The organism is Alloalcanivorax mobilis (assembly GCF_002864685.1).
Lineage (GTDB): Bacteria > Pseudomonadota > Gammaproteobacteria > Pseudomonadales > Alcanivoracaceae > Alloalcanivorax > Alloalcanivorax mobilis.
Map to the genome: position 1 here is coordinate 1 of NZ_NMQZ01000023.1, position 18,316 is coordinate 18,316.

General features: G+C 63.7%; 19 protein-coding genes and 1 tRNA gene. 8 read left to right on the forward strand and 12 right to left on the reverse strand.

Going from position 1 to position 18,316, the window contains the following annotated elements; all coding sequences use genetic code 11:
• Nucleotides 1-81 precede the first annotated feature (81 nt).
• The 4 genes from acnD to CGS25_RS12355 form a co-directional block, all read right to left on the reverse strand.
• A complete protein-coding gene (gene acnD / locus CGS25_RS12340) occupies nt 82-2,676 on the reverse strand; it encodes a Fe/S-dependent 2-methylisocitrate dehydratase AcnD (protein ID WP_101675656.1) in 2,595 nt (864 codons plus the stop codon).
• Between the two features lie 207 nt (nt 2,677-2,883).
• The gene (gene prpC, locus CGS25_RS12345) at nt 2,884-4,008 is read right to left on the reverse strand and encodes a bifunctional 2-methylcitrate synthase/citrate synthase (RefSeq protein WP_089031911.1); all 1,125 of its coding nucleotides are present in this window, start codon (nt 4,006-4,008) and stop codon (nt 2,884-2,886) included.
• Nucleotides 4,009-4,062: 54 nt separating this feature from the next.
• Nucleotides 4,063-4,953: a methylisocitrate lyase gene (gene prpB / locus CGS25_RS12350; protein WP_089031912.1), complete on the reverse strand. Its 891-nt coding sequence runs from the start codon at nt 4,951-4,953 to the stop codon at nt 4,063-4,065.
• A 13-nt stretch (nt 4,954-4,966) separates the two neighbouring features.
• Nucleotides 4,967-5,662, reverse strand: a complete 696-nt coding sequence (locus tag CGS25_RS12355; RefSeq protein ID WP_101675657.1) for a GntR family transcriptional regulator — start codon at nt 5,660-5,662, stop codon at nt 4,967-4,969.
• 175 nt (nt 5,663-5,837) lie between these two features.
• On the opposite strand from CGS25_RS12355, the gene CGS25_RS12360 reads away from it, so the two are divergent.
• Nucleotides 5,838-6,950, forward strand: a complete 1,113-nt coding sequence (locus tag CGS25_RS12360) for an anthranilate synthase component I family protein (RefSeq protein WP_101675658.1) — start codon at nt 5,838-5,840, stop codon at nt 6,948-6,950.
• Between the two features lie 153 nt (nt 6,951-7,103).
• On the opposite strand, the gene thrH is transcribed toward CGS25_RS12360, so the two are convergent.
• From thrH to CGS25_RS12375, 3 genes are all read right to left on the reverse strand, one after another.
• Nucleotides 7,104-7,721, reverse strand: coding sequence for a bifunctional phosphoserine phosphatase/homoserine phosphotransferase ThrH (gene thrH / locus CGS25_RS12365; RefSeq protein ID WP_101675659.1), 618 nt, complete (start codon nt 7,719-7,721; stop codon nt 7,104-7,106).
• A 78-nt stretch (nt 7,722-7,799) separates the two neighbouring features.
• Entirely contained in the window at nt 7,800-8,774 is a 975-nt protein-coding gene (gene cysB / locus CGS25_RS12370) for an HTH-type transcriptional regulator CysB (RefSeq protein WP_089031916.1), read from the reverse strand.
• A 193-nt stretch (nt 8,775-8,967) separates the two neighbouring features.
• Nucleotides 8,968-9,879 (reverse strand): 5'-nucleotidase, encoded by a 912-nt coding sequence (locus tag CGS25_RS12375; RefSeq protein ID WP_101675660.1) that lies wholly within the window; start codon nt 9,877-9,879, stop codon nt 8,968-8,970.
• Nucleotides 9,880-10,091: 212 nt separating this feature from the next.
• Between CGS25_RS12375 and CGS25_RS19030 the strand changes: the two genes are divergently transcribed.
• Nucleotides 10,092-10,739, forward strand: a complete 648-nt coding sequence (locus CGS25_RS19030) for a hypothetical protein (protein ID WP_157933824.1) — start codon at nt 10,092-10,094, stop codon at nt 10,737-10,739.
• Nucleotides 10,740-10,822: 83 nt separating this feature from the next.
• Here the strand turns inward: CGS25_RS19030 and CGS25_RS12390 are convergent, their stop codons facing one another.
• From CGS25_RS12390 to CGS25_RS12400, 3 genes are all read right to left on the reverse strand, one after another.
• Nucleotides 10,823-11,494, reverse strand: a complete 672-nt coding sequence (locus tag CGS25_RS12390) for a hypothetical protein (RefSeq protein ID WP_101675662.1) — start codon at nt 11,492-11,494, stop codon at nt 10,823-10,825.
• Between the two features lie 129 nt (nt 11,495-11,623).
• Nucleotides 11,624-12,073, reverse strand: coding sequence for a DUF2489 domain-containing protein (locus tag CGS25_RS12395; protein WP_101675663.1), 450 nt, complete (start codon nt 12,071-12,073; stop codon nt 11,624-11,626).
• The gene (locus tag CGS25_RS12400; protein WP_101675664.1) at nt 12,058-12,483 is read right to left on the reverse strand and encodes a PA4575 family protein; all 426 of its coding nucleotides are present in this window, start codon (nt 12,481-12,483) and stop codon (nt 12,058-12,060) included. Before CGS25_RS12400 ends, CGS25_RS12395 begins: the two co-directional genes overlap by 16 nt.
• A 26-nt stretch (nt 12,484-12,509) precedes the next feature.
• Here CGS25_RS12400 and CGS25_RS12405 point away from each other — a divergent pair, with 26 nt between their 5' ends.
• From CGS25_RS12405 to mtnC, 5 genes are all read left to right on the forward strand, one after another.
• Nucleotides 12,510-12,962 (forward strand): hypothetical protein, encoded by a 453-nt coding sequence (locus CGS25_RS12405; protein WP_089031921.1) that lies wholly within the window; start codon nt 12,510-12,512, stop codon nt 12,960-12,962.
• On the forward strand, nt 12,952-13,986 hold the full coding sequence (gene mtnA, locus CGS25_RS12410; RefSeq protein WP_101675665.1) for an S-methyl-5-thioribose-1-phosphate isomerase: 1,035 nt from the start codon (nt 12,952-12,954) through the stop codon (nt 13,984-13,986). Before CGS25_RS12405 ends, mtnA begins: the two co-directional genes overlap by 11 nt.
• Entirely contained in the window at nt 13,983-14,624 is a 642-nt protein-coding gene (locus tag CGS25_RS12415) for a methylthioribulose 1-phosphate dehydratase (RefSeq protein ID WP_101675666.1), read from the forward strand. The genes mtnA and CGS25_RS12415 overlap by 4 nt, the downstream gene beginning before the upstream one ends.
• Before the next feature lie 70 nt (nt 14,625-14,694).
• A complete protein-coding gene (locus CGS25_RS12420; protein ID WP_089031924.1) occupies nt 14,695-15,240 on the forward strand; it encodes a 1,2-dihydroxy-3-keto-5-methylthiopentene dioxygenase in 546 nt (181 codons plus the stop codon).
• A gap of 4 nt (nt 15,241-15,244) precedes the next feature.
• Nucleotides 15,245-15,922, forward strand: a complete 678-nt coding sequence (gene mtnC / locus CGS25_RS12425; RefSeq protein ID WP_101675667.1) for an acireductone synthase — start codon at nt 15,245-15,247, stop codon at nt 15,920-15,922.
• Nucleotides 15,923-15,950: 28 nt separating this feature from the next.
• Here the strand turns inward: mtnC and CGS25_RS12430 are convergent, their stop codons facing one another.
• Complete coding sequence (locus CGS25_RS12430; RefSeq protein ID WP_101675668.1) at nt 15,951-17,063, reverse strand: methyltransferase; 1,113 nt, start codon at nt 17,061-17,063, stop codon at nt 15,951-15,953.
• Nucleotides 17,064-17,205: 142 nt separating this feature from the next.
• Between CGS25_RS12430 and CGS25_RS12435 the strand changes: the two genes are divergently transcribed.
• A tRNA-Pro gene (locus CGS25_RS12435) sits at nt 17,206-17,282 on the forward strand.
• 207 nt (nt 17,283-17,489) lie between these two features.
• Here CGS25_RS12435 and CGS25_RS12440 read toward each other — a convergent pair.
• Entirely contained in the window at nt 17,490-18,278 is a 789-nt protein-coding gene (locus CGS25_RS12440) for a DUF481 domain-containing protein (RefSeq protein WP_089031927.1), read from the reverse strand.
• Between the last annotated feature and the right edge of the window lie 38 nt (nt 18,279-18,316).

An 18,316-nucleotide genomic window follows, 5' to 3' on the forward strand; every position in this document is an offset into this window, starting at 1 on the left:
CACCAGAGCTCGCCTTGCCTTCTGGAGCGTCCCCTCTCCCCTCGAGGGAGAGGGACAGGGAGAGGGGGTAAAGCCGGCCACTCAGGCGGCCGAGTCGGCCATGAACTCCTTGGCGAACTTCTGCAGAATGCCGCCGGCGCCGTAGACCGACACTTCCTCGGCGGTGTCCAGGCGGCACAACACCGGCACTTTCTCCACATCGCCATTGGCGCGGTGAATCACCAGGGTCAGGGCGGCGCCCGGCGCCGGTTCACCTTCCACGTCGTACACTTCGGTGCCATCAATGCCCAGCGTCTTGCGGGTGGTGCCCGCTTCGAACTGCAGCGGCATCACGCCCATGCCGATCAGGTTGGTGCGGTGAATGCGCTCGAAGCCTTCGGCGACGATCGCTTCCACGCCGGCCAGGGCGACGCCCTTGGCGGCCCAGTCGCGGGACGAGCCCTGGCCGTAGTCGGCGCCGGCGATGATGATCAGCGGTTGTTTGCGTTCCATGTAGGTCTCGATCGCCTCCCACATGCGCTTCACTTCCCCGTCCGGTTCCACCCGCGCCAGCGAGCCCTGAATCACTTTGCCCTGCTCGTCGGTGACCATTTCGTTGAACAGCTTGGGGTTGGCCAGGGTAGCGCGCTGGGCGGTGAGGTGATCGCCCCGGTGGGTGGCGTAGGAGTTAAAGTCCTCCTCCGGCAGGCCCATTTTATCCAGATAGGCGCCGGCGGCGCTGTCCAGCAGGATGGCATTGGACGGCGACAGGTGGTCGGTGGTGATGTTGTCCGGCAGCACCGCCAGCGGGCGCATGCCTTTGAGCGCGCGCGCCTCGGCCATGGTGCCTTGCCAGTACGGCGGCCGGCGGATGTAGGTGCTTTGCGGGCGCCAGTCGTAGAGCGGGCTGGCGGCCCGTTCGTCGCCGCCTTTCTTCTCGAACATGGGAATGTAGGTGGCTCGGAACTGCTCCGGCTTAACACTGGCTTTGACGATGGCATCGATCTCGCTGTCGTCGGGCCAGATGTCCTTGAGGCGGATCGGCTTGCCGTCGGCGTCGTGGCCGAGCACGTCTTTCTCGATGTCGAAGCGGATGGTACCGGCGATGGCGTAGGCCACCACCAGCGGCGGCGAGGCCAGGAACGCCTGCTTGGCGTAGGGGTGAATGCGGCCATCGAAGTTGCGGTTGCCGGACAGCACGGCGGTGGCGTACAGATCGCGGTCGATCACTTCCTTCTGAATCGTCGGGTCCAGCGCGCCGCTCATGCCGTTGCAGGTGGTGCAGGCAAAGGCCACCACATCGAAGCCGAGGGTCTGAAGCTCGGGCAGCAAATTGGCTTCTTCCAGGTACATCTTCACGGTCTTGGAGCCCGGCGCCAGGGACGATTTCACCCAGGGTTTGCGCACCAGACCCAGCCGGTTGGCGTTGCGCGCGATCAGGCCGGCGGCCACCATGTTGCGCGGGTTGCTGGTGTTGGTGCAGCTGGTGATGGCGGCGATGATCACCGCGCCATCGGGCATCTCGCCTTCTTTTTCTTCCCATTTCCCAGCCACGCCACGGCTGGCCAGCTCGCTGGCCGGCAGCAGTGAGTGCGGGTTGGAGGGCCCGGCCAGGTTGCGGCCGACACTGGACAGATCGAAGCGCAGCACGCGCTCGTAGTCCACGTTCTTGAGGGCGTCGGCCCACAGACCGGTTTCCCGGGCGTAGGTTTCCACCAGCGCCACCTGGTCGTCTTCACGACCGGTGAGCTTGAGATAATCGATGGTCTGATTATCAATAAAGAACATGCCGGCGGTGGCGCCGTATTCCGGGGTCATGTTGGCGATGGTGGCGCGGTCGCCCACGGTCAGGCTGTCGGCGCCTTCGCCGAAGAATTCCAGATAGGCCCCCACCACGCGTTCCTTGCGCAGAAACTCGGTGATCGCCAGCACCAGATCGGTGCCGGTGATGCCCGGCTTGAGCTTGCCGGTCAGTTCCACGCCGACGATATCCGGCAGGCGCATCATCGACGGATTGCCGAGCATCACGTTTTCCGCTTCCAGGCCGCCCACGCCCACGGAGATCACGCCCAGGGCGTCGACCATGGGGGTGTGGCTGTCGGTGCCCACGCAGGTGTCCGGGAAGGCCACCCCACCGTTGACCTGCACCACCGGCGACATTTTTTCCAGATTGATCTGGTGCATGATGCCGTTGCCCGGCGGAATCACGTCCACGTTATCGAAGGCGGTCTTGGTCCAATTGATAAAGTGGAAACGGTCCTCGTTGCGGCGCTCTTCCACCGCCCGGTTTTTCTCGAAGGCGTTGTCCTCGAAACCGGGATGCTCCACCGCCAGCGAGTGATCGACGATCAGCTGGGTGGGCACCACCGGATTGATTTTCGAGGGATCCCCGCCCTGCTCGGCGATGGTGTCGCGCAGGCCGGCCAGATCCACCAGCGCGGTCTGGCCGAGAATGTCGTGGCACACCACCCGCGCCGGGTACCAGGGAAAATCCAGATCGCGCTTGCGTTCGATCAGCTGCTTGAGCGAATCGGTCAGCGCCGCCGGCTCACACCGGCGCACCAGCTGCTCGGCAAGAATGCGGGACGTATACGGCAGCCTGTCGTAGGCGCCGGGCTGAATCGCCTCCACCGCCGCGCGCGTGTCGAAATAGTCGAAGTCGGTGCCGGGAAGGCGTTTGCGGTATTCGGTGTTCATGGGTGGCCTTGGGGTTACCTGGGTGGGTGGAAAAGCGCCGGACGCCGGACGCCAGACGCCGGACGCTAGACGCCGGACGCTAAACCCCGGCCTGAAAGGCTCGGCTTGTTTCCTGCCAGACAGCGAGGCGTTGGCGGGAAACACGCCAATCCTGGACGCCTAGGGTTTAGCGTCCGGCGTCCGGCGTCCGGCGTCTAGCGTGTCGCATTAACGCTCAGCAATCGGCACAACCTTACGCGGCTCCGGACCAACGTAATCCGCGCTGGGACGAATAATCCGGTTGTCGGCGCGCTGTTCGAACACATGGGCGGCCCAGCCGGTCAGGCGGCTCATCACGAAGATCGGTGTGAACAGCTTGGTGGGAATGTCCATGAAGTGGTAGGCGGAGGCGTGGAAGAAATCCGCGTTGCAGAACAATTTCTTCTCGCGCCACATCACCTCTTCACAGCGCACCGAGATGTTGTAGAGATTCTCATCACCGACATCCTTGGAGAGCTTTTCCGACCAGTGCTTGATGATGGCGTTGCGCGGGTCGGATTCGCTGTAGATCGCGTGGCCGAAGCCCATGATCTTTTCCTTGCGCTCGAGCATCCCCAGCATGCCTTTCTCGGCGTCTTCCGGGTCCTTGAACTTCTCGATCATCTCCATCGCCGCTTCGTTGGCGCCGCCGTGCAGCGGGCCACGCAGGGTACCGATGGCGCCGGTCACGCAGCTGTGCAGATCACTCAGCGTGGAGGCGCAGACGCGGGCGGTGAAGGTGGAGGCATTGAACTCATGCTCCGCGTACAGAATCAGGGAAACGTGCATCACCGTTTCGTGCAGCTCGTTGGGCTTCTCGCCGCGCAGCAGATGCAGGAAATGAGCGCCGATGGAATCGTCGTCGGTTTCCGTTTCCACCCGCACGCCATCGTGGCTGTAGCGATACCAGTAGCAAATAATGCTCGGGAACGCCGCCAGCAAGCGGTCGGTGGCATCCTGCTGCTGCTCGAAGTTCTGCTCGGTTTCCAGATTGCCGAGCATCGAACAACCGGTGCGCATCACGTCCATCGGGTGCGCGTCCTTGGGAATCCGCTCAAGCACTTCCTTGAGCGCCTGGGGCAGGCCGCGCAGGCCCTTGAGCTTCTTCTTGTAAGCGTCCAGCCGTGCCTGGTCGGGCAGTTCGCCCTTGAGAATCAGATGCGCGACTTCCTCGAACTGGCAGTTTTCCGCCAGGTCTTTCACGTCATAGCCGCGATAGGTGAGCCCGGAACCGGTTTTGCCCACCGTGGAGAGTGCCGTTTTGCCGGCGACCTGGCCACGCAGGCCGGCTCCGCCGAGTTGCTTCTCTGCCATCGTCCTTTTCCTCTTTATCGGTTGAAACGAATCAGTTTGATGCGGCCGACGCGGTTACGCCTTGCCTTTGGCGAACAGCTCATCGAGCTTACGTTCGTAGTCGTGGTAGCCAAGGAAATCGTACAGTTCCATGCGTGTCTGCATGCTGTCCACCACGTTTTTCTGGGTGCCTTCTTCGCGGATGGCGCGGTACACGTTCAGTGCCGCCTGGTTCATCGCCCGGAACGCGGACAGCGGGTACAGAATCATGCTGGCGCCGGCGTCGCGCAGCTCATCGCGGGTGAACAACGGGGTGGCGCCGAATTCGGTGATGTTGGCCAGCAGCGGCGCGCCGTCGAGCCCCTTGGCGAACGCTTGGTAGTCTTCCAGGGTGTGCACCGCCTCGGCGAAAATGCCATCGGCGCCGGCGTCCAGGCAGGCGCGGGCGCGGTCCACCGCCGATTCCAGGCCTTCTTTCTGGAACGCGTCGGTGCGCGCGATGATAAAGAAGTCGTCGTCGGTGCGGGCGTCGGCGGCGGCTTTGATGCGGTCCACCATTTCTTCCTTGGACACGATCTCTTTGTTGGGCCGGTGGCCGCAACGCTTCTGCGCCACCTGGTCTTCCAGATGCACGGCGCCGGCGCCGGCGCGGATCATCTCTTTGATCGCCCGGCCAATATTGAAGGCGCCACCCCAGCCGGTGTCGATGTCCACCAGCAAGGGCGTGTCGCAGGCGGCGCTGATGCGGCGCACGTCCTCGAGCACGTCGTTCATCGACGTCATGCCCAGATCCGGCAGCCCGTAGGAGGCATTGGCGACACCGCCACCGGACAGGTAAATCGCCCGGTAACCGGTCTGTTCCGCCATCATCGCGGTGTACGCGTTGATGGTGCCGATGATCTGCAGAGGTTGTTCCTCGGCCAGGGCTCGGCGGAAACGGGCGCCCGCGCTTTCGGTACGGCTCATGATGCTCTCCTGATTACGATTTAAAGCCGGCGCCGCCGGCCTGCTGTTCAATGTTTTCCCGCGCACGGCTGATGTGGCGGCGCATCAACAGCTCCGCCATTTCGCCGTCCCGGGCCTCGATGGCCTCGACAATGCGGCGGTGCTCGTTGAGGGCTTTCTGCGGCCGGTTGGAGGTGGTGCTGAACTGGTAGCGATACATGCGTACCAGGTGATAGAGCTCGCCGATCAGCATGCGGATCAGGGTGCCATTATGGCTGCCCTGGATGATGCGATAGTGAAAATCCAGATCCCCTTCGCGCTGAAAATAGGCGGTGTCCTCGCGCAGATCCTGCTGCTGCTCGTGCTGGCCCAGCAAATCGGTGAGCCCGGCGACCTCGGCGGCACTCATGTTTTCGGCGGCGAGCCGCGCGGCCATCCCTTCAAGTGCTTCGCGCACATGGTAGATTTCGATCAGGTCGGCGAAGCTCAGCGACGCCACCCGGGTGCCGACATGCACTTCACGCTCCAGCAGCTTGCGCGACTCCAGCCGCCGGATCGCCTCTCGCAGCGGCCCACGGCTGACGCCATAGCGGCCCGCCAGCCCGGTCTCGCTGACCTTGCTCCCCGGGGCGATCACACCGCGCACGATGTCGTCCTGCAGACGCGCGAACACCCGCTCCGCCAGGGTGCGGGTGGTGTCCTCGGAAAGACGATGCGGATCGGACGCCATGGAGCCTCATTGTCGACAATGAAATGAACTGGGGGCGACTTTATACCTGAAAGGTCTCGGTTTCAATTGCCATTGTCGACAATCATGCCGGTCGCGTCCGTGCGCCGGGATCGCTAAACTAAGCCGCTTCCCGGGCCATCGCGCGCCCCTGTTTGCACGTCGGTGCCCTGTTTCTATGCCCGCACAGCCCCATGCCGCCTTTGTCAGAGAGGGTTCCCTGGTCACCCTTGGACCACCGGACGCCCGACTTGAAGCCGCCGGCGCGGACGCGTTGCGCGCCCTGCCCGGCCGCGTGGCGGCGGCCATGGCGCAAGGATTCCGCTTCGCCTGTGGGATGATCCCCTATGAATGCGGCGCCCATCTGCACCGGGTACCCGCCGCCACCGCCGCCGCCCGGGTGTATTTGTACCGCCAGCCACCGCACGACAGCGCCCTACCCTCGCCAGGGCCGTTCACCCTCACCGCCGCATTCCGCGCTGAACAAAGCGCGCGTCAGTACCAGGCCGCTCTGGCCCGCATCAAGGCGTATCTGAGCGCCGGCGATTGCTATCAGGTGAATTACGCGCAGCGCTTCTCGGCGCGCTGGCAGGGCGATCCGATGGCGGCCTTCCTGCGCCTGCTGGCCGCCCACCCGGCGCCACACGCCTGCTTTATGCGCCACGGCGACGACGCCGTGTTCGGTGTTTCGCCGGAACGCTTTCTGCGCGTTCGCGGGCGCCGGATCGACAGTGAACCGATCAAGGGCTCAAGGCCACGGGGAAAAGATCAACACGAAGATCGGGCGCTCGGCGAAGCCCTGCTCGGCCATCCCAAGGACCGGGCGGAAAACCTGATGATCGTGGATTTGCTGCGCAATGACCTGGGCGAGTTCTGCGCCCCTGGCTCGATCCGTGCCGAACCGCTGTTTGAACTGCGCCGTTTCAGCAACGTGCAGCATTTGGTCTCCACCGTGCACGGCACCCTGCGCGAGGGCATCGACCCGCTCACCGCGCTGATCCGCGCCTTTCCCGGCGGCAGCATCACCGGCGCCCCGAAAAAGCGCGCCATGCAGATCATCGAAGAGCTCGAACCCGCCCCGCGCGGCGCCTATTGCGGCACTTTTTTCCACCTCGACGAACACGGCAACCTGGACAGCAACATCCTGATCCGCACCCTGCAAACCGACGGCGAGCGCATCCACTGCCACGGCGGCGGCGGCATCGTTTACGACTCCAACGCCGATGAGGAGTATGAGGAGAGTTGGTTTAAGGTCAGGAAATTGATGGAGGCGCTGGAAATTCAGTGTTGAAAGTTGAAAGTTAAAAGTTGAAACGCGGTAGAGGCTACCCGGTTCGACAAGGCAGTGCCCGCGCTTGCCAAAAACACACAGTTTCGGCCAGAGGCCGCGGTACGACGTTTCGGTATCGGCCTTTCAACTTTTAACCTTCAACTTTCAACTCTGTTATACCGGCAGCGCTCTGTCGCTGGCCTTAACAATCTCCCGTTTCAGGTCTTCGTAGCTGTGCACGGCGGGGAATTGGGGGAATTCGGCGATCACGTTGTCCGGGGCGTGGAACAGGATGCCCTGGTCGGCTTCGCTGAGCATGGTGGTGTCGTTGTAGGAGTCGCCGGCGGCGATGATGCGGTAATTAAGCGTGTGCAGCGCTTTCACCGAGGCGCGTTTGGGGTCTTTCTGGCGCAGCAGGTAGTCGGTGATGCGGCCGTTTTCGTCCACCGCCAGCCGGTGGCACAGCAGGGTCGGCGAGCCCAGCTTGCGCATCAATGGCCGGGCGAATTCGTAGAAGGTGTCGGAAAGAATGATCAGCTGAAAATGCTCGCGGGCCCATTCCACGAACTCCACCGCGCCGTCGAGTGGTTCCAGGGTGTCGATCACCGCCTGGATGTCCGGCAGGCCGTAGCCATGCTGATCGAGAATGCCGAGCCGCATCTTCATCAGCTCATCGTAGTCGGGGATGTCCCGGGTGGTGGCGCGCAGTTCCTTGATGCCGGTTTTTTCGGCGAAGTTGATCCAGATTTCCGGAATCAGCACCCCTTCCAGATCGAGACAAAGCAGTTCCACGGTGATCCCCTTGGCGGTTGTTTGGCGGGCACAATGTAGCCGCCGGCCCGACGCATTGCAACGGCGCCTGGCGGGCTGTTAGCGCACCGGCAAGTCGAGCCCGGCGAACAGGGCGTCGCGCTCCTCGCGGCTGCCGGCGTGCACGGCGGCGTCGACCCGCTCGCGGGTCAGATGGGGGGCGAACAACTGCAGGAACTCATACATATAGCCGCGCAGGAAGGTGCCCTTGCGGAAACCGATGCGCGTGGTGCTGGGTTCGAACAAATGGCCCGCGTCCAGATTCACCAGGCCTTTGTCTTCCACCGGGTCCACCGCCATGTGCGCGACAATGCCCACACCCATGCCCAGGCGCACATAGGTTTTGATCACGTCGGCGTCGGCGGCGGTGAACACCACCTTGGGCTCCAGGCCCCGTTCGGCGAAAGCGTCGTCGAGCTTACTGCGGCCGGTGAAGCCGAATACGTAGGTGACCAGCGGGTACTCCGCCAGTGCATCCAGGGTCAGCGGTTTAACCTGGGTCAGAGGGTGGCCTTCGGGCACCACCACGGTGCGGTTCCAGCGGTAGCAGGGCATCATCACCAGGTCGCTGAACAGATCCAGCGCTTCGGTGGCGATGGCGAAATCAACACCGCCGTCGGCGGCCATCTCGGAAATCTGCATGGGCGTGCCCTGATTCATATGCAGCGAGACATCCGGGAAGTGCCGGGTGAACTGCTGAATCACCGGTGGCAACGCGTAGCGGGCCTGGGTGTGGGTGGTGGCGATACTCAGTTCGCCTTTGGTCTCGTCACGGAACTCCTGCGCCACCCGTTTGATGGCGTCGGTTTGCTGCAGGATGCCGCCGGCGATTCTGAGAATCGCCTCCCCGGCTGGGGTCACGTGGGTCAGGTGTTTGCCGCTGCGGGCGAACACTTCCACCCCGAGCTCGTCTTCGAGCATGCGGATCTGTTTGCTGATCCCCGGCTGGGAGGTATAAAGCGCCTGCGCGGTCGCCGACACATTAAGGTCGTGGCGCGCCACTTCCCAGATATAGCGGAGTTGCTGCAGCTTCATCAAAAGCTCCTTGCCAAAGGCAATTCGCGGTGCCCTGGGGAACCACGGAAATCAGGTACCGCCGGGCCACGATGGATCAAGGCCAACCCGGCGACCCGTCATCATGGCCACCAAGACCGATTGCGTTATAAAAATATAGGCAGCTATTCATTCAAAGCATAGATGCAGTGAACCCGACTGGCAACGGCGTCGATCACGGCTCCGAGCGGCGATTGGAAATGCCATGGGGCACGTGCCCGGCGGCGACGTGCTCGCGGGCGGATTCGCAGTGGCCCTGTTGATCGTCGAAAAACACATCGGCGCCGAACGCCTTCAAGAACGGCCCTTTCGGCAACCCGCCCAGGAACAGGCTCTCGTCAATGCGCACGCCCCAGGTGCGCAGCGTGCGCACCACCCGCTCATGAGCCGGCGCCGAGCGCGCGGTGACCAGCGCCGTGCGGATCGGGCAGTCGTCCACTGGAAACGCCTTTTGTATCTGATGGAGCGCGTCCAGGAAGGGTTTGAAGGGCCCGTCGCTGAGCGGCTGACGCGCCGCCAGCCGTTCGTTCTCGGCGAACGCTTCCAGGCCGTCGCTTTGGAATAACTGCTCGGACTCATCGGAGAACAGCACCGCGTCGCCATCGAAAGCGATTCGCAGCACGCCATCCTGGGGGTCGAGCGGCCCGCCGGCGAGGATGGTGGCGGCCGCGTAGCCGGCGTCCAGTACCTGGCGAACGTCCTCCGGATCGGTGGACAAAAACAGATGGGCGCCAAACGCCGACACGTAACGGTGCGGGCTCAGACCGCCGGCGAAGGCGGCGCGGGTAATCGGCAATTTATGGTGTTCGATGGAGTTGAACACCCGCAGACCGGTGTCCGAGCTGTTGCGCGAGAGCAGAATCACTTCCACCCTGCCACGCCCGGCTTCGTGCTGATTGATCGCCAGCAGCTTGGTGACCAGCGGGAACGCATCGCCCGGCCTGAGCACATCGTCTTCGTGGGCGGTCTGGTATTCCTGGAACGCATCCAGCCCCTGGCGCTGGTAAACCGCGTGGCTGTCGCTGAGGTCAAACAGCGCCCGCGAACTGATCGCGACCACCAGTTTGCCATCGAATGAGACCGGCATAGCACACCTGCTGAACGTGGATGAAAAAGTATTACCGCTGAACCGGCAAACCACAATGGCCGGCCGGCCTTTTCGCCCGGTTACGAAAATTGACCGGAAAGCCGTGATCCGCCCGCGCGCGGCGGTTGTCCAGCCGAAAAATGTGACATACAGTTTCAGGCAATCCGGTGTTCGGATTGCATCGATACCACCACGGGGAAAGGGAGTGATTCATGGCCGCTAATAAAGTACGAGATCGTCTCGACGAACTGCAGTCGCAAATCCGTAAACTCGCGGAGCGCTTCGACAAAGAAAGAGAGAAACAGATCAGCCAGTTGGAATCGCAATTGGATAAATCCCGGCAACGGCTCAACGATGAAGTTCAGCGTCGTCGGGAAAGCCTCAACCGGGTGGAAAAACTGCAAGCCGAATACCGTCAGAAAGCCAACGCCACGGTGAAGCGTCAGCTCGACCGTGCACGCAACACCGTCGACGACGCGCGCAAACGGGTGGACGAATCCGAAGCCCGCAAGCGTTTTCTGGAAACCGAGGTGCGGGTGCTGAAAGCCACCGCCAAACAGGCCAACAGCCTGGCCCGCGTGATCAGCCAGTATCAGAACGACCTGGAGAAGCGGGCCAAGGAGATCGAGAGTAAGGTTGCGCCGGCGAAAAAAGCCGCCAAAAAGAAGGCCGTGGTGAAGAAAGCCGCCGCGCGCAAGACGCCGGCGAAAAAAACGGCAAAAAGCAGCGCGTCAAAAAAAGCGGCCTCGAAAAGCAGCTCCGCGAAAAAGAGCCCGGCAAAGAAAAGCGCCGCCAGGAAACGTCCGGCCAGGAAAGCAGCGGCTAAAACCACCGCCACTACTCCCTCCGCCACCTCCTGACTCACCACCGCGAGCCTCGGCCAGGCCGGGGCTCGCGGTATCCGGGTCGCCCGCGATCAGGGCCGCAACGATTCTGGTTGCAACTATTCTGGTTGCAACAACAGCGATTCGAAGTACGCCACCACCGGCTGGCGGTACTGTTTTTCCATGGCGGGAATGCCGCGCTCCACCGACGATGCCGACGCCTTCTTGATGGTCGCCCGGGCGCCAGCCACCAGCCCCCGGTTGATTCTGCCCAGTTCCAGATTGCCCACGGTCTTATCCAGGTAATTTTCCACCGCGCCACTGCTGATACCGTCCATCACCTCGACCAGATGCGCCATCTGCCCATCGCCGTTGGCGAACTCCTGGAACACCAGCGAGGCGCGCTCGGCCAGCGACGGCGCCAGCGGGTAGCCCACGTACACCTTGCCGTCTTTTTCCAGGCGCAGCGCGGCGAAGTGTTTGGCCAGGGCTTGCTGTTCGCCGCTGCTGGTCTTGCGCATTAACCTGGATGCCAGGCCGTGGGCGGCCTTGCTGATCACTTTCATGGCCCCGAGCATGACGTTCACCGCGGTACCCTTGGCCTTGACCGCATCGATGGGCCCGGTGAAATAGGTGTGCAGCACTTCGTCGAGAAACGGGTCCATGATCGCCTCCAGTCTGGCAACGTGGTTACCGTCAGGCTGGCTGTTCACCGCTTCGATAAAAGCATCGATGCGCTCACGCAGAAGATCGGAGGCCGGGAAGGCGACATAGAGCGTGGATTGAGTCATGGATATCTGCTCGGCTTACTTGGGAGCCGCGCATGATACTTCAAGCCTTTTGTTCAGCGGGCCGCCACGCCGACTGGCGGGCGCGTCAATAGAGCCAGTCTCCCCCACGGCCAGGCCTTGACGGCGCCCTCACGACACCGCCAGGCGCCAGTCATCGATGACCCCGGCCAGCCGCTGGGTGGCCGCGCGCACCGCTGGCGCTTGGGCCAGCTCCAGGTCGCGACGGCGGCGGTCCTCGCCATCGCGGGCAACACGGCTCAACTGGCGGCGGTTCTCACCGCGGTGGAACACCGCGCAATCGTGGGCAAGGCGATGCAAGGCGGCGACATCCACGCGCGGCTGCAGGCCACCGGGCAAACAATCCAACAGCACACTGATGCGAATGCTCGCCTCGCTGCTCTCAACCTGATTTTCCAACAGCGCCCGGCACAGGATGCCGAGACTGTCGAGGATCTCCCGGTAGCGCCGCGCCTGATCCCGCCGCCGCTGGCGCCGCGCCATCCATCGCCACGCCAGCGCGCCGAGCGCCGCGCCAATGGCCAGCCCGAGCAGCGCCGCCAGTACTAACTTCCAGGCCATGGCCAGACATCCTCCGGGTGAAACGTGACGTCCACTTGATGGCCGTGCCGTGCCGCGCTGACGCGGCGCCGCCAATCCCACGCCGGCAGCTGCCAGCGCGGTGTTTCTTCGCTGATCCAGTAGCCTTGGCGCAACAATTCCCGGGCCACGCCGCGACCGGCGGATTCCGCCAGCGCCCGGCTGACCAGCGGCCCCTGACCGTGCTCGCGTTGCGGCCGCGCGGCATCACCGGCCAGCGCCACCAGGTAATGACATTCCACCTGCAACGCCAGTGGATGCAGCTCGACGCGCTGTTGCCCGCGACGCAACACCAGGGGCCAGTGGAGCGATTGAATTTGTTCATCCATGGCGCCATTGTACATGCCGGAGCACCGCCCGGAATCCACCTGGCCAGTGTGCTTGCCGTTCATTCCGCCACGCCCTGGAGATCACCCCTTTGAAGACCGCCCTGCCCGCCTGGCTGGCGCCTTGGATCGACGTGCTGGAACCCTGGCTGCCCGTGCTCACGCTCACCGGCGTGGTGATGGCGATTGTCTCCACCTTGGCGATACCGTGGATGGTGGTGCGCATGCCCCAGGACTACTTCAACAGGCGCCGCCGCCCCACCGGGCTGCGCGGACCGCTGGCGTGGCTGGTGTGGGCGCTGCGCAACGCGCTGGCGGTGCTGTTGCTGGTGGCCGGCATTCTGATGCTGGTGTTGCCCGGCCAGGGTTTGTTGACCCTGCTGATCGCCCTGATGGTCAGCACCTTTCCGGGGAAATACCGCCTGGAACGCGCTATCATGCGGCGCCGAAGCGTGCTGCGCGCGGTCAACTGGATTCGCCGCCGCTACCATCGCCCGCCCCTGAATCCGATCCAACAGCAAGAGAGAGCCCCAGATGCCGATTGACAGCCCCGCCATCCGCTGGTTGGACGATCATCTGCTGCTGCTCGACCAGCGCCGCCTGCCCCACCAAACCGAATGGTTAAGCATCCAGAACGCCAGCGACGCCGCCGACGCGATTCGCGACATGGCGGTACGCGGCGCGCCGGCGATCGGCATCGCCGCGGCCTATGGCCTGGCCCTGGAAGCCCGCCTTCTGGGTGAGCGCGCCAGCCTGGAACGGCTGGCGCCAGCGTTGGAGAGACTCGCCAGCAGCCGGCCCACGGCGGTCAACCTGTTCTGGGCGCTGGCGCGCTTGCGGGAACGCGCCGCCGACCTGCGCGGCGACGCCCTGGCGCACCGCCTGATCCGCGAAGCGGAGACCATTCACCAGGAGGATCAGGCCGCCAACCAACGGCTCGGTGAGTACGGCGCCGCCCTGCTGCCGGCCAACGCCACCGTCTATACCCATTGCAACACCGGCGCGCTGGCCACCGGCGGTTACGGCACCGCGCTGGGCATTGTCCGCGCCGCCTGGCGCGGCGGTGTGCTCAACAGCGTGATCGCTGGCGAAACCCGCCCCTGGCTGCAAGGCGCCCGGCTGACCAGTTGGGAACTGATGCAAGAAAACATTCCGGTCACCCTGGTGGCCGACAGCGCCGCCGGCCTGCTGATGGCCCAGGGCAAGGTGGACGCGGTGGTGGTCGGTGCCGATCGCATCGCCGCCAACGGCGACACCGCCAACAAAATCGGCACCTACAACCTGGCGGTGCTGGCCCGTTACCATGATTTGCCGTTTATTGTCGCCGCGCCGCTGTCCACCGTGGACCCACGCATGGCCGATGGTGGCGGCATCGTCATCGAGGAACGGGATGGCAACGAAGTGCGCCAACTGGGCGGGCAGGCCATCGCCCCCGCCGACGTGCCTGTCTACAATCCGGCGTTCGACGTTACTCCGGCCGCGCTGATCTCCGCCATTGTCACCGAGCACGGGGTAATTCAGCGACCCGACCGCGACCGCGTGGCGGCCCATCTGGAGAACGCGAGATGACATCCAGACCGTACTCCACCAGCGCCTTCCGGGAGGCCGCCCGCACCCTGGCCGCCACCGGGCAGCGTCTGTACCGGCAGGGCTGGTCGCCGGCCACCAGCAGCAATTACTCCATGCGGCTGAACGCCGGCCACGCGGCGATCACCCGTTCCGGGCGCGACAAAGGGCTGTTGCAAGAAACCGACATCATGGTGGTGGACCTGGACGGCCACCCGGTGGCCGACCCGGGCCGGCCTTCCGCCGAGACCCTTCTGCATACCCAACTGTACCGGCGCCTGGATCAGGTCGGCGCGGTTCTGCACACCCACAGCCACGCGTCCACGGTGCTGACCATGCACTGGCCAGACAATGCCCTGGTGCTGGAAGGCTATGAACTGCTGAAGGCGCTTGATGGTGTGCAAACCCACGACACCCGGCTTACCATTCCGGTGTTCGACAACACCCAGGACATCGCCGCCCTGGCCCATCAGGTGGACCAGGCGATGGACCGGGGCGAAGCCGGCCACGCCTATCTGATTCGCGGCCATGGCCTTTATACCTGGGCCGCCGACATGGCGGCCTGCTACCGTCAGCTGGAAGCCCTGGAAGTGCTGCTGGCGGTGGAACTGGATCGGCGCCGGTTGCCCCCGGCGCATTGAGTGCCCATTGACTATAAGTCACCGCGCCGCCGGGCCGGCTGGCGCGAACGTCGATAACGAGGATTCCACAATGAGCAACCTGAAGGTTTTTCGCGACGGCGAGCCTGGCAGCCCGGAGTTGATCGTCAACGACAAGCTGGCGATGGCCGAGGAACTGGCCAAGGTCGGCGTGCGCTACGAACAATGGCAGGCGAACGCAAAACTGAGCGACAACCCCGGCCAGGACGAGGTGATCGAGGCGTACCGCGAGGACATCGAGCGCCTGAAACGCGAAGACGGCTACCAGACCGTGGATGTGGTCAGCATGACGCCGGACCACCCGCAGAAAACCGTGGCGCGAGGCAAATTCCTTGATGAACACCGCCATAGTGAAGATGAAGTGCGCTTCTTCGTGGAAGGCCAGGGGCTGTTCACCCTGCACATCGGTGAGCGGGTCTACGAGGTGCTGTGCACCAAGGGCGATCTGATCTCGGTGCCGGCCAACACGCCGCACTGGTTCGACATGGGCCCCAATCCGCGCTTCGTGGCGATTCGCCTGTTCAACAACGAGGAAGGCTGGGTGGCGAAGTTCACCGGTGAGGACATCGCCCTTCGTTTCAACCGGCTGGAGAACTGAGCCGATGAGCGTGCGGGCCATCCTCACCGACATCGAAGGCACCACCAGCAGCATCTCGTTCGTCAAGGAAGTGCTGTTCCCCTACGCGGACCAGGAAATGGCACCGTTTCTGCGCCGTCACTGGGACACCCCGGAGGTGATCGAACAGATCCAGGCGGCCCGCGCCGACAGCGGAGAAGCCCTGGCCGACGCGGACTCCGCCGCCACGCTGTTGCGCCGCTGGATCGCCGAAGACCGCAAGATCACCGCACTGAAAGCGCTGCAGGGCATGATTTGGCGGGCCGGCTACGAGAATGGCGATTACCGGGCTCACGTTTACCCCGACGCCGCTCAGCAATTGCGCCACTGGCACAACCAGGGCCACGAGTTGTACGTCTACTCCTCCGGCTCCATTGCCGCCCAGCAACTGTTCTTCGGCTACAGCGAAGCGGGCGATCTGACACCCTTGTTCAGCGGTTACTTCGACACCACCAGCGGCGCCAAACAAGAGCCTGAAAGCTACCGGCGCATCCAGGCCGCGATCGGTCTCGCCGCCGCCGATATCGTGTTTCTCTCGGACATCGAAGCGGAGCTGGACGCGGCCCGGGAGGCGGGCCTGGCCACCATCCTGCTGGATCGCGAAGGCGCCATCGCCGACAGCCGCCACCCCAGAGTGACGTCATTCGACGCCATTGAGCTGTGAACACCCACCCCACGCTCCGGCGCGGCGCTCAGCGGCAGCGGTAAATCAGAAATTTGCTGTTGCTGGCGATCACTTCCACCTGCTCGAACAGCTTTGCCAGCGGCCGCTGATATCGCAGATGCCGGTTGGCCACCACCCGCAGTTCGCCGCCCGCCGCCAGATGGCGCCGGGCGTGCCGAAACAAGGTGCGCGCCACCTGCTCGTCCACCGCGTGGCCACGGTGAAACGGCGGGTTCAATAGAATCAGATCGAACCGTTCTTGTCGGCCGTCCAGGCCATTGCCCAAATGAAAGCGGTGCCGGTGTGACGGCCCGAACAGCGCCTCCGCGTTAGCCCGCGCGCTCTCCACCGCCAACGCCGATTCGTCGCAAAAGGTGACCCGCGCCGCCGGGTTGTCCGCCGCCAGCGCCAGGCCCAGCACGCCGTTGCCACAGCCCAGGTCCGCCACGTCGCCGGCCACGCCGGTTGGCAGATGCTCGAGCATAAAGCGCGCGCCGATGTCCAGATGCTGGCTGCCGAACACGCCCGGCCCGGCCTGCAAGCGCCAACCGCGCTCGGACACGGCGACCCGCGCCGGCTCCGGCGCCCGCGCCAGCGCGCCGCCCGGCGCCACCGCCTGGAAACGGCGTGCCTTTTTCCAGCCGAGCCCGGCCTGGCCATTGCCCAGATAGCGCTGCATCAGCGGCACCAGTTGCGGCGGCAGATGTTTGTCCATACCGGCCAGCCAGATCGGTGTGCCAGCGGGCAGCGAGGTCGCCAGCCAGGCAAGCTGCGCTTCCAGCAAGGCATTCTCTTTGGGCACCCGCATCAGCACCTGGTCCACCGACGCTGGCGGTTGCCGCCAGGGCCACAGCCAGCCGCCCTCCGGCAATTCGACGCCGTTGTCCCGGGCGTTGGCCTCGGCGGCGCACCACGCCAGCCAGGAATCCCCGGCGCTCCACGCCGGGCCGCTCGCCAACGCCGACAACCACAGAGCGCCACACTGATCATTGACCACCAGCGTCGCCGGGCCCCGTTGCTCCTGTTGCCCGCTGCGCCAGAGATACAGATCGGCGGCGTCCCAGGCGCGCAGGGTTTCATCACGGCGGCGGGGCCAGCGTCGAAGCGTCAGAGGAGCGAACGGAGAAAGGGTCTCGGCCATCAATAATCACGATTTCGGGTACCAGCGGGGGCCGCATTGTGCCTCTCGTGGCGGGGATTGGCCAGAATATAGGCGGCCGGCAAAAAAGCCGGGCAAAACGGTGGCATTCTAAAATTTCGCTGCTAGAATACGCCCGCACATTCGGAGTATAGCTCAGCCTGGTAGAGCACTACGTTCGGGACGTAGGGGTCGCAGGTTCGAATCCTGCTACTCCGACCAAATTAAAAAAGCCGGCCCTCGGGTCGGCTTTTTTATTGTTCGTATTTGTTGGTCGCCCCCGGTCTGCGCGCCCGCTCTGTTCCCCACTGCCGTCCCATCATTGGGGTTTGGCGTGCCTGCGTGTTGCGTGAAAGCGTGCCCGCCTTCTCCGCCGAAAGCCGAAAACGCCGGCCACCGCCGCGGCGGCCGGTAGACCTTTATCGATCCTTAATAGGTATAAACCACGGAAACAGTGGTTTCCTGGTCGGTCTTGTGGGTGCCCGCCGGCACTTCGGAATCCCGGGTCACCAGGTAGCTCAGGCGCATGGCGAAGTGATCGTTGATCTTCGAGGTCAGCGAGGTTTCCGAACGCAGGGTGGTGTTTTCTTCGCCCACTTCGGAAATCAGGTTCTGCTTGAAAGTGGCGTTGGGATTGATCACCCACTGATACTTGCCAGCAAAACGAGCAATCGCGCTTTCCTGTTTGTCATCGCAAGAAAAGTAAGAGTTCTCCGGCTCGATACACTCCACGCGATAACCGGGACCGGCTTCAAGATCCAGGGTGTGGGCAGTGGTGTCGATAAAGCGGCGGCCAAGACCGAACGCGTAGCTGGCCTGGTACTGATAGCCGGAAAAAGTGTCTTTCTGATAGGTCAGAACGTTGAACAGGTAATTGTTATCATCAAACTTGCGGTCCAGCTGGTAGGACGCATAGTAACGCTCAGCGGTGCGCTCGTCGTCACCGGTGTCATCGTCTTCACCGGTGGTGTTGACCGCTTCGGCCTTGGCGGTCTGTCGCCAGTCAAGCCCTTCGTGGGTGGCGTTGGCCTTGCCGACGATGGATTCGGAATTGCTGTTCCCGCTTTTCAGAAGATACGCGGCTTCCAGTTCGATGTCCCAGGCGCGCTCCTCCGCGCTCTCGGTCTGATCCGTGCTTTTCCCCGCCACTTCCTGGGCATGAACCAGCGCGGGCATCACCGCGACCCCGCACGCCAGAGCCAACCACTGCTTGTGCATCTTACCTCCTACTGCTTTTATTCCAAATTGACGATAAG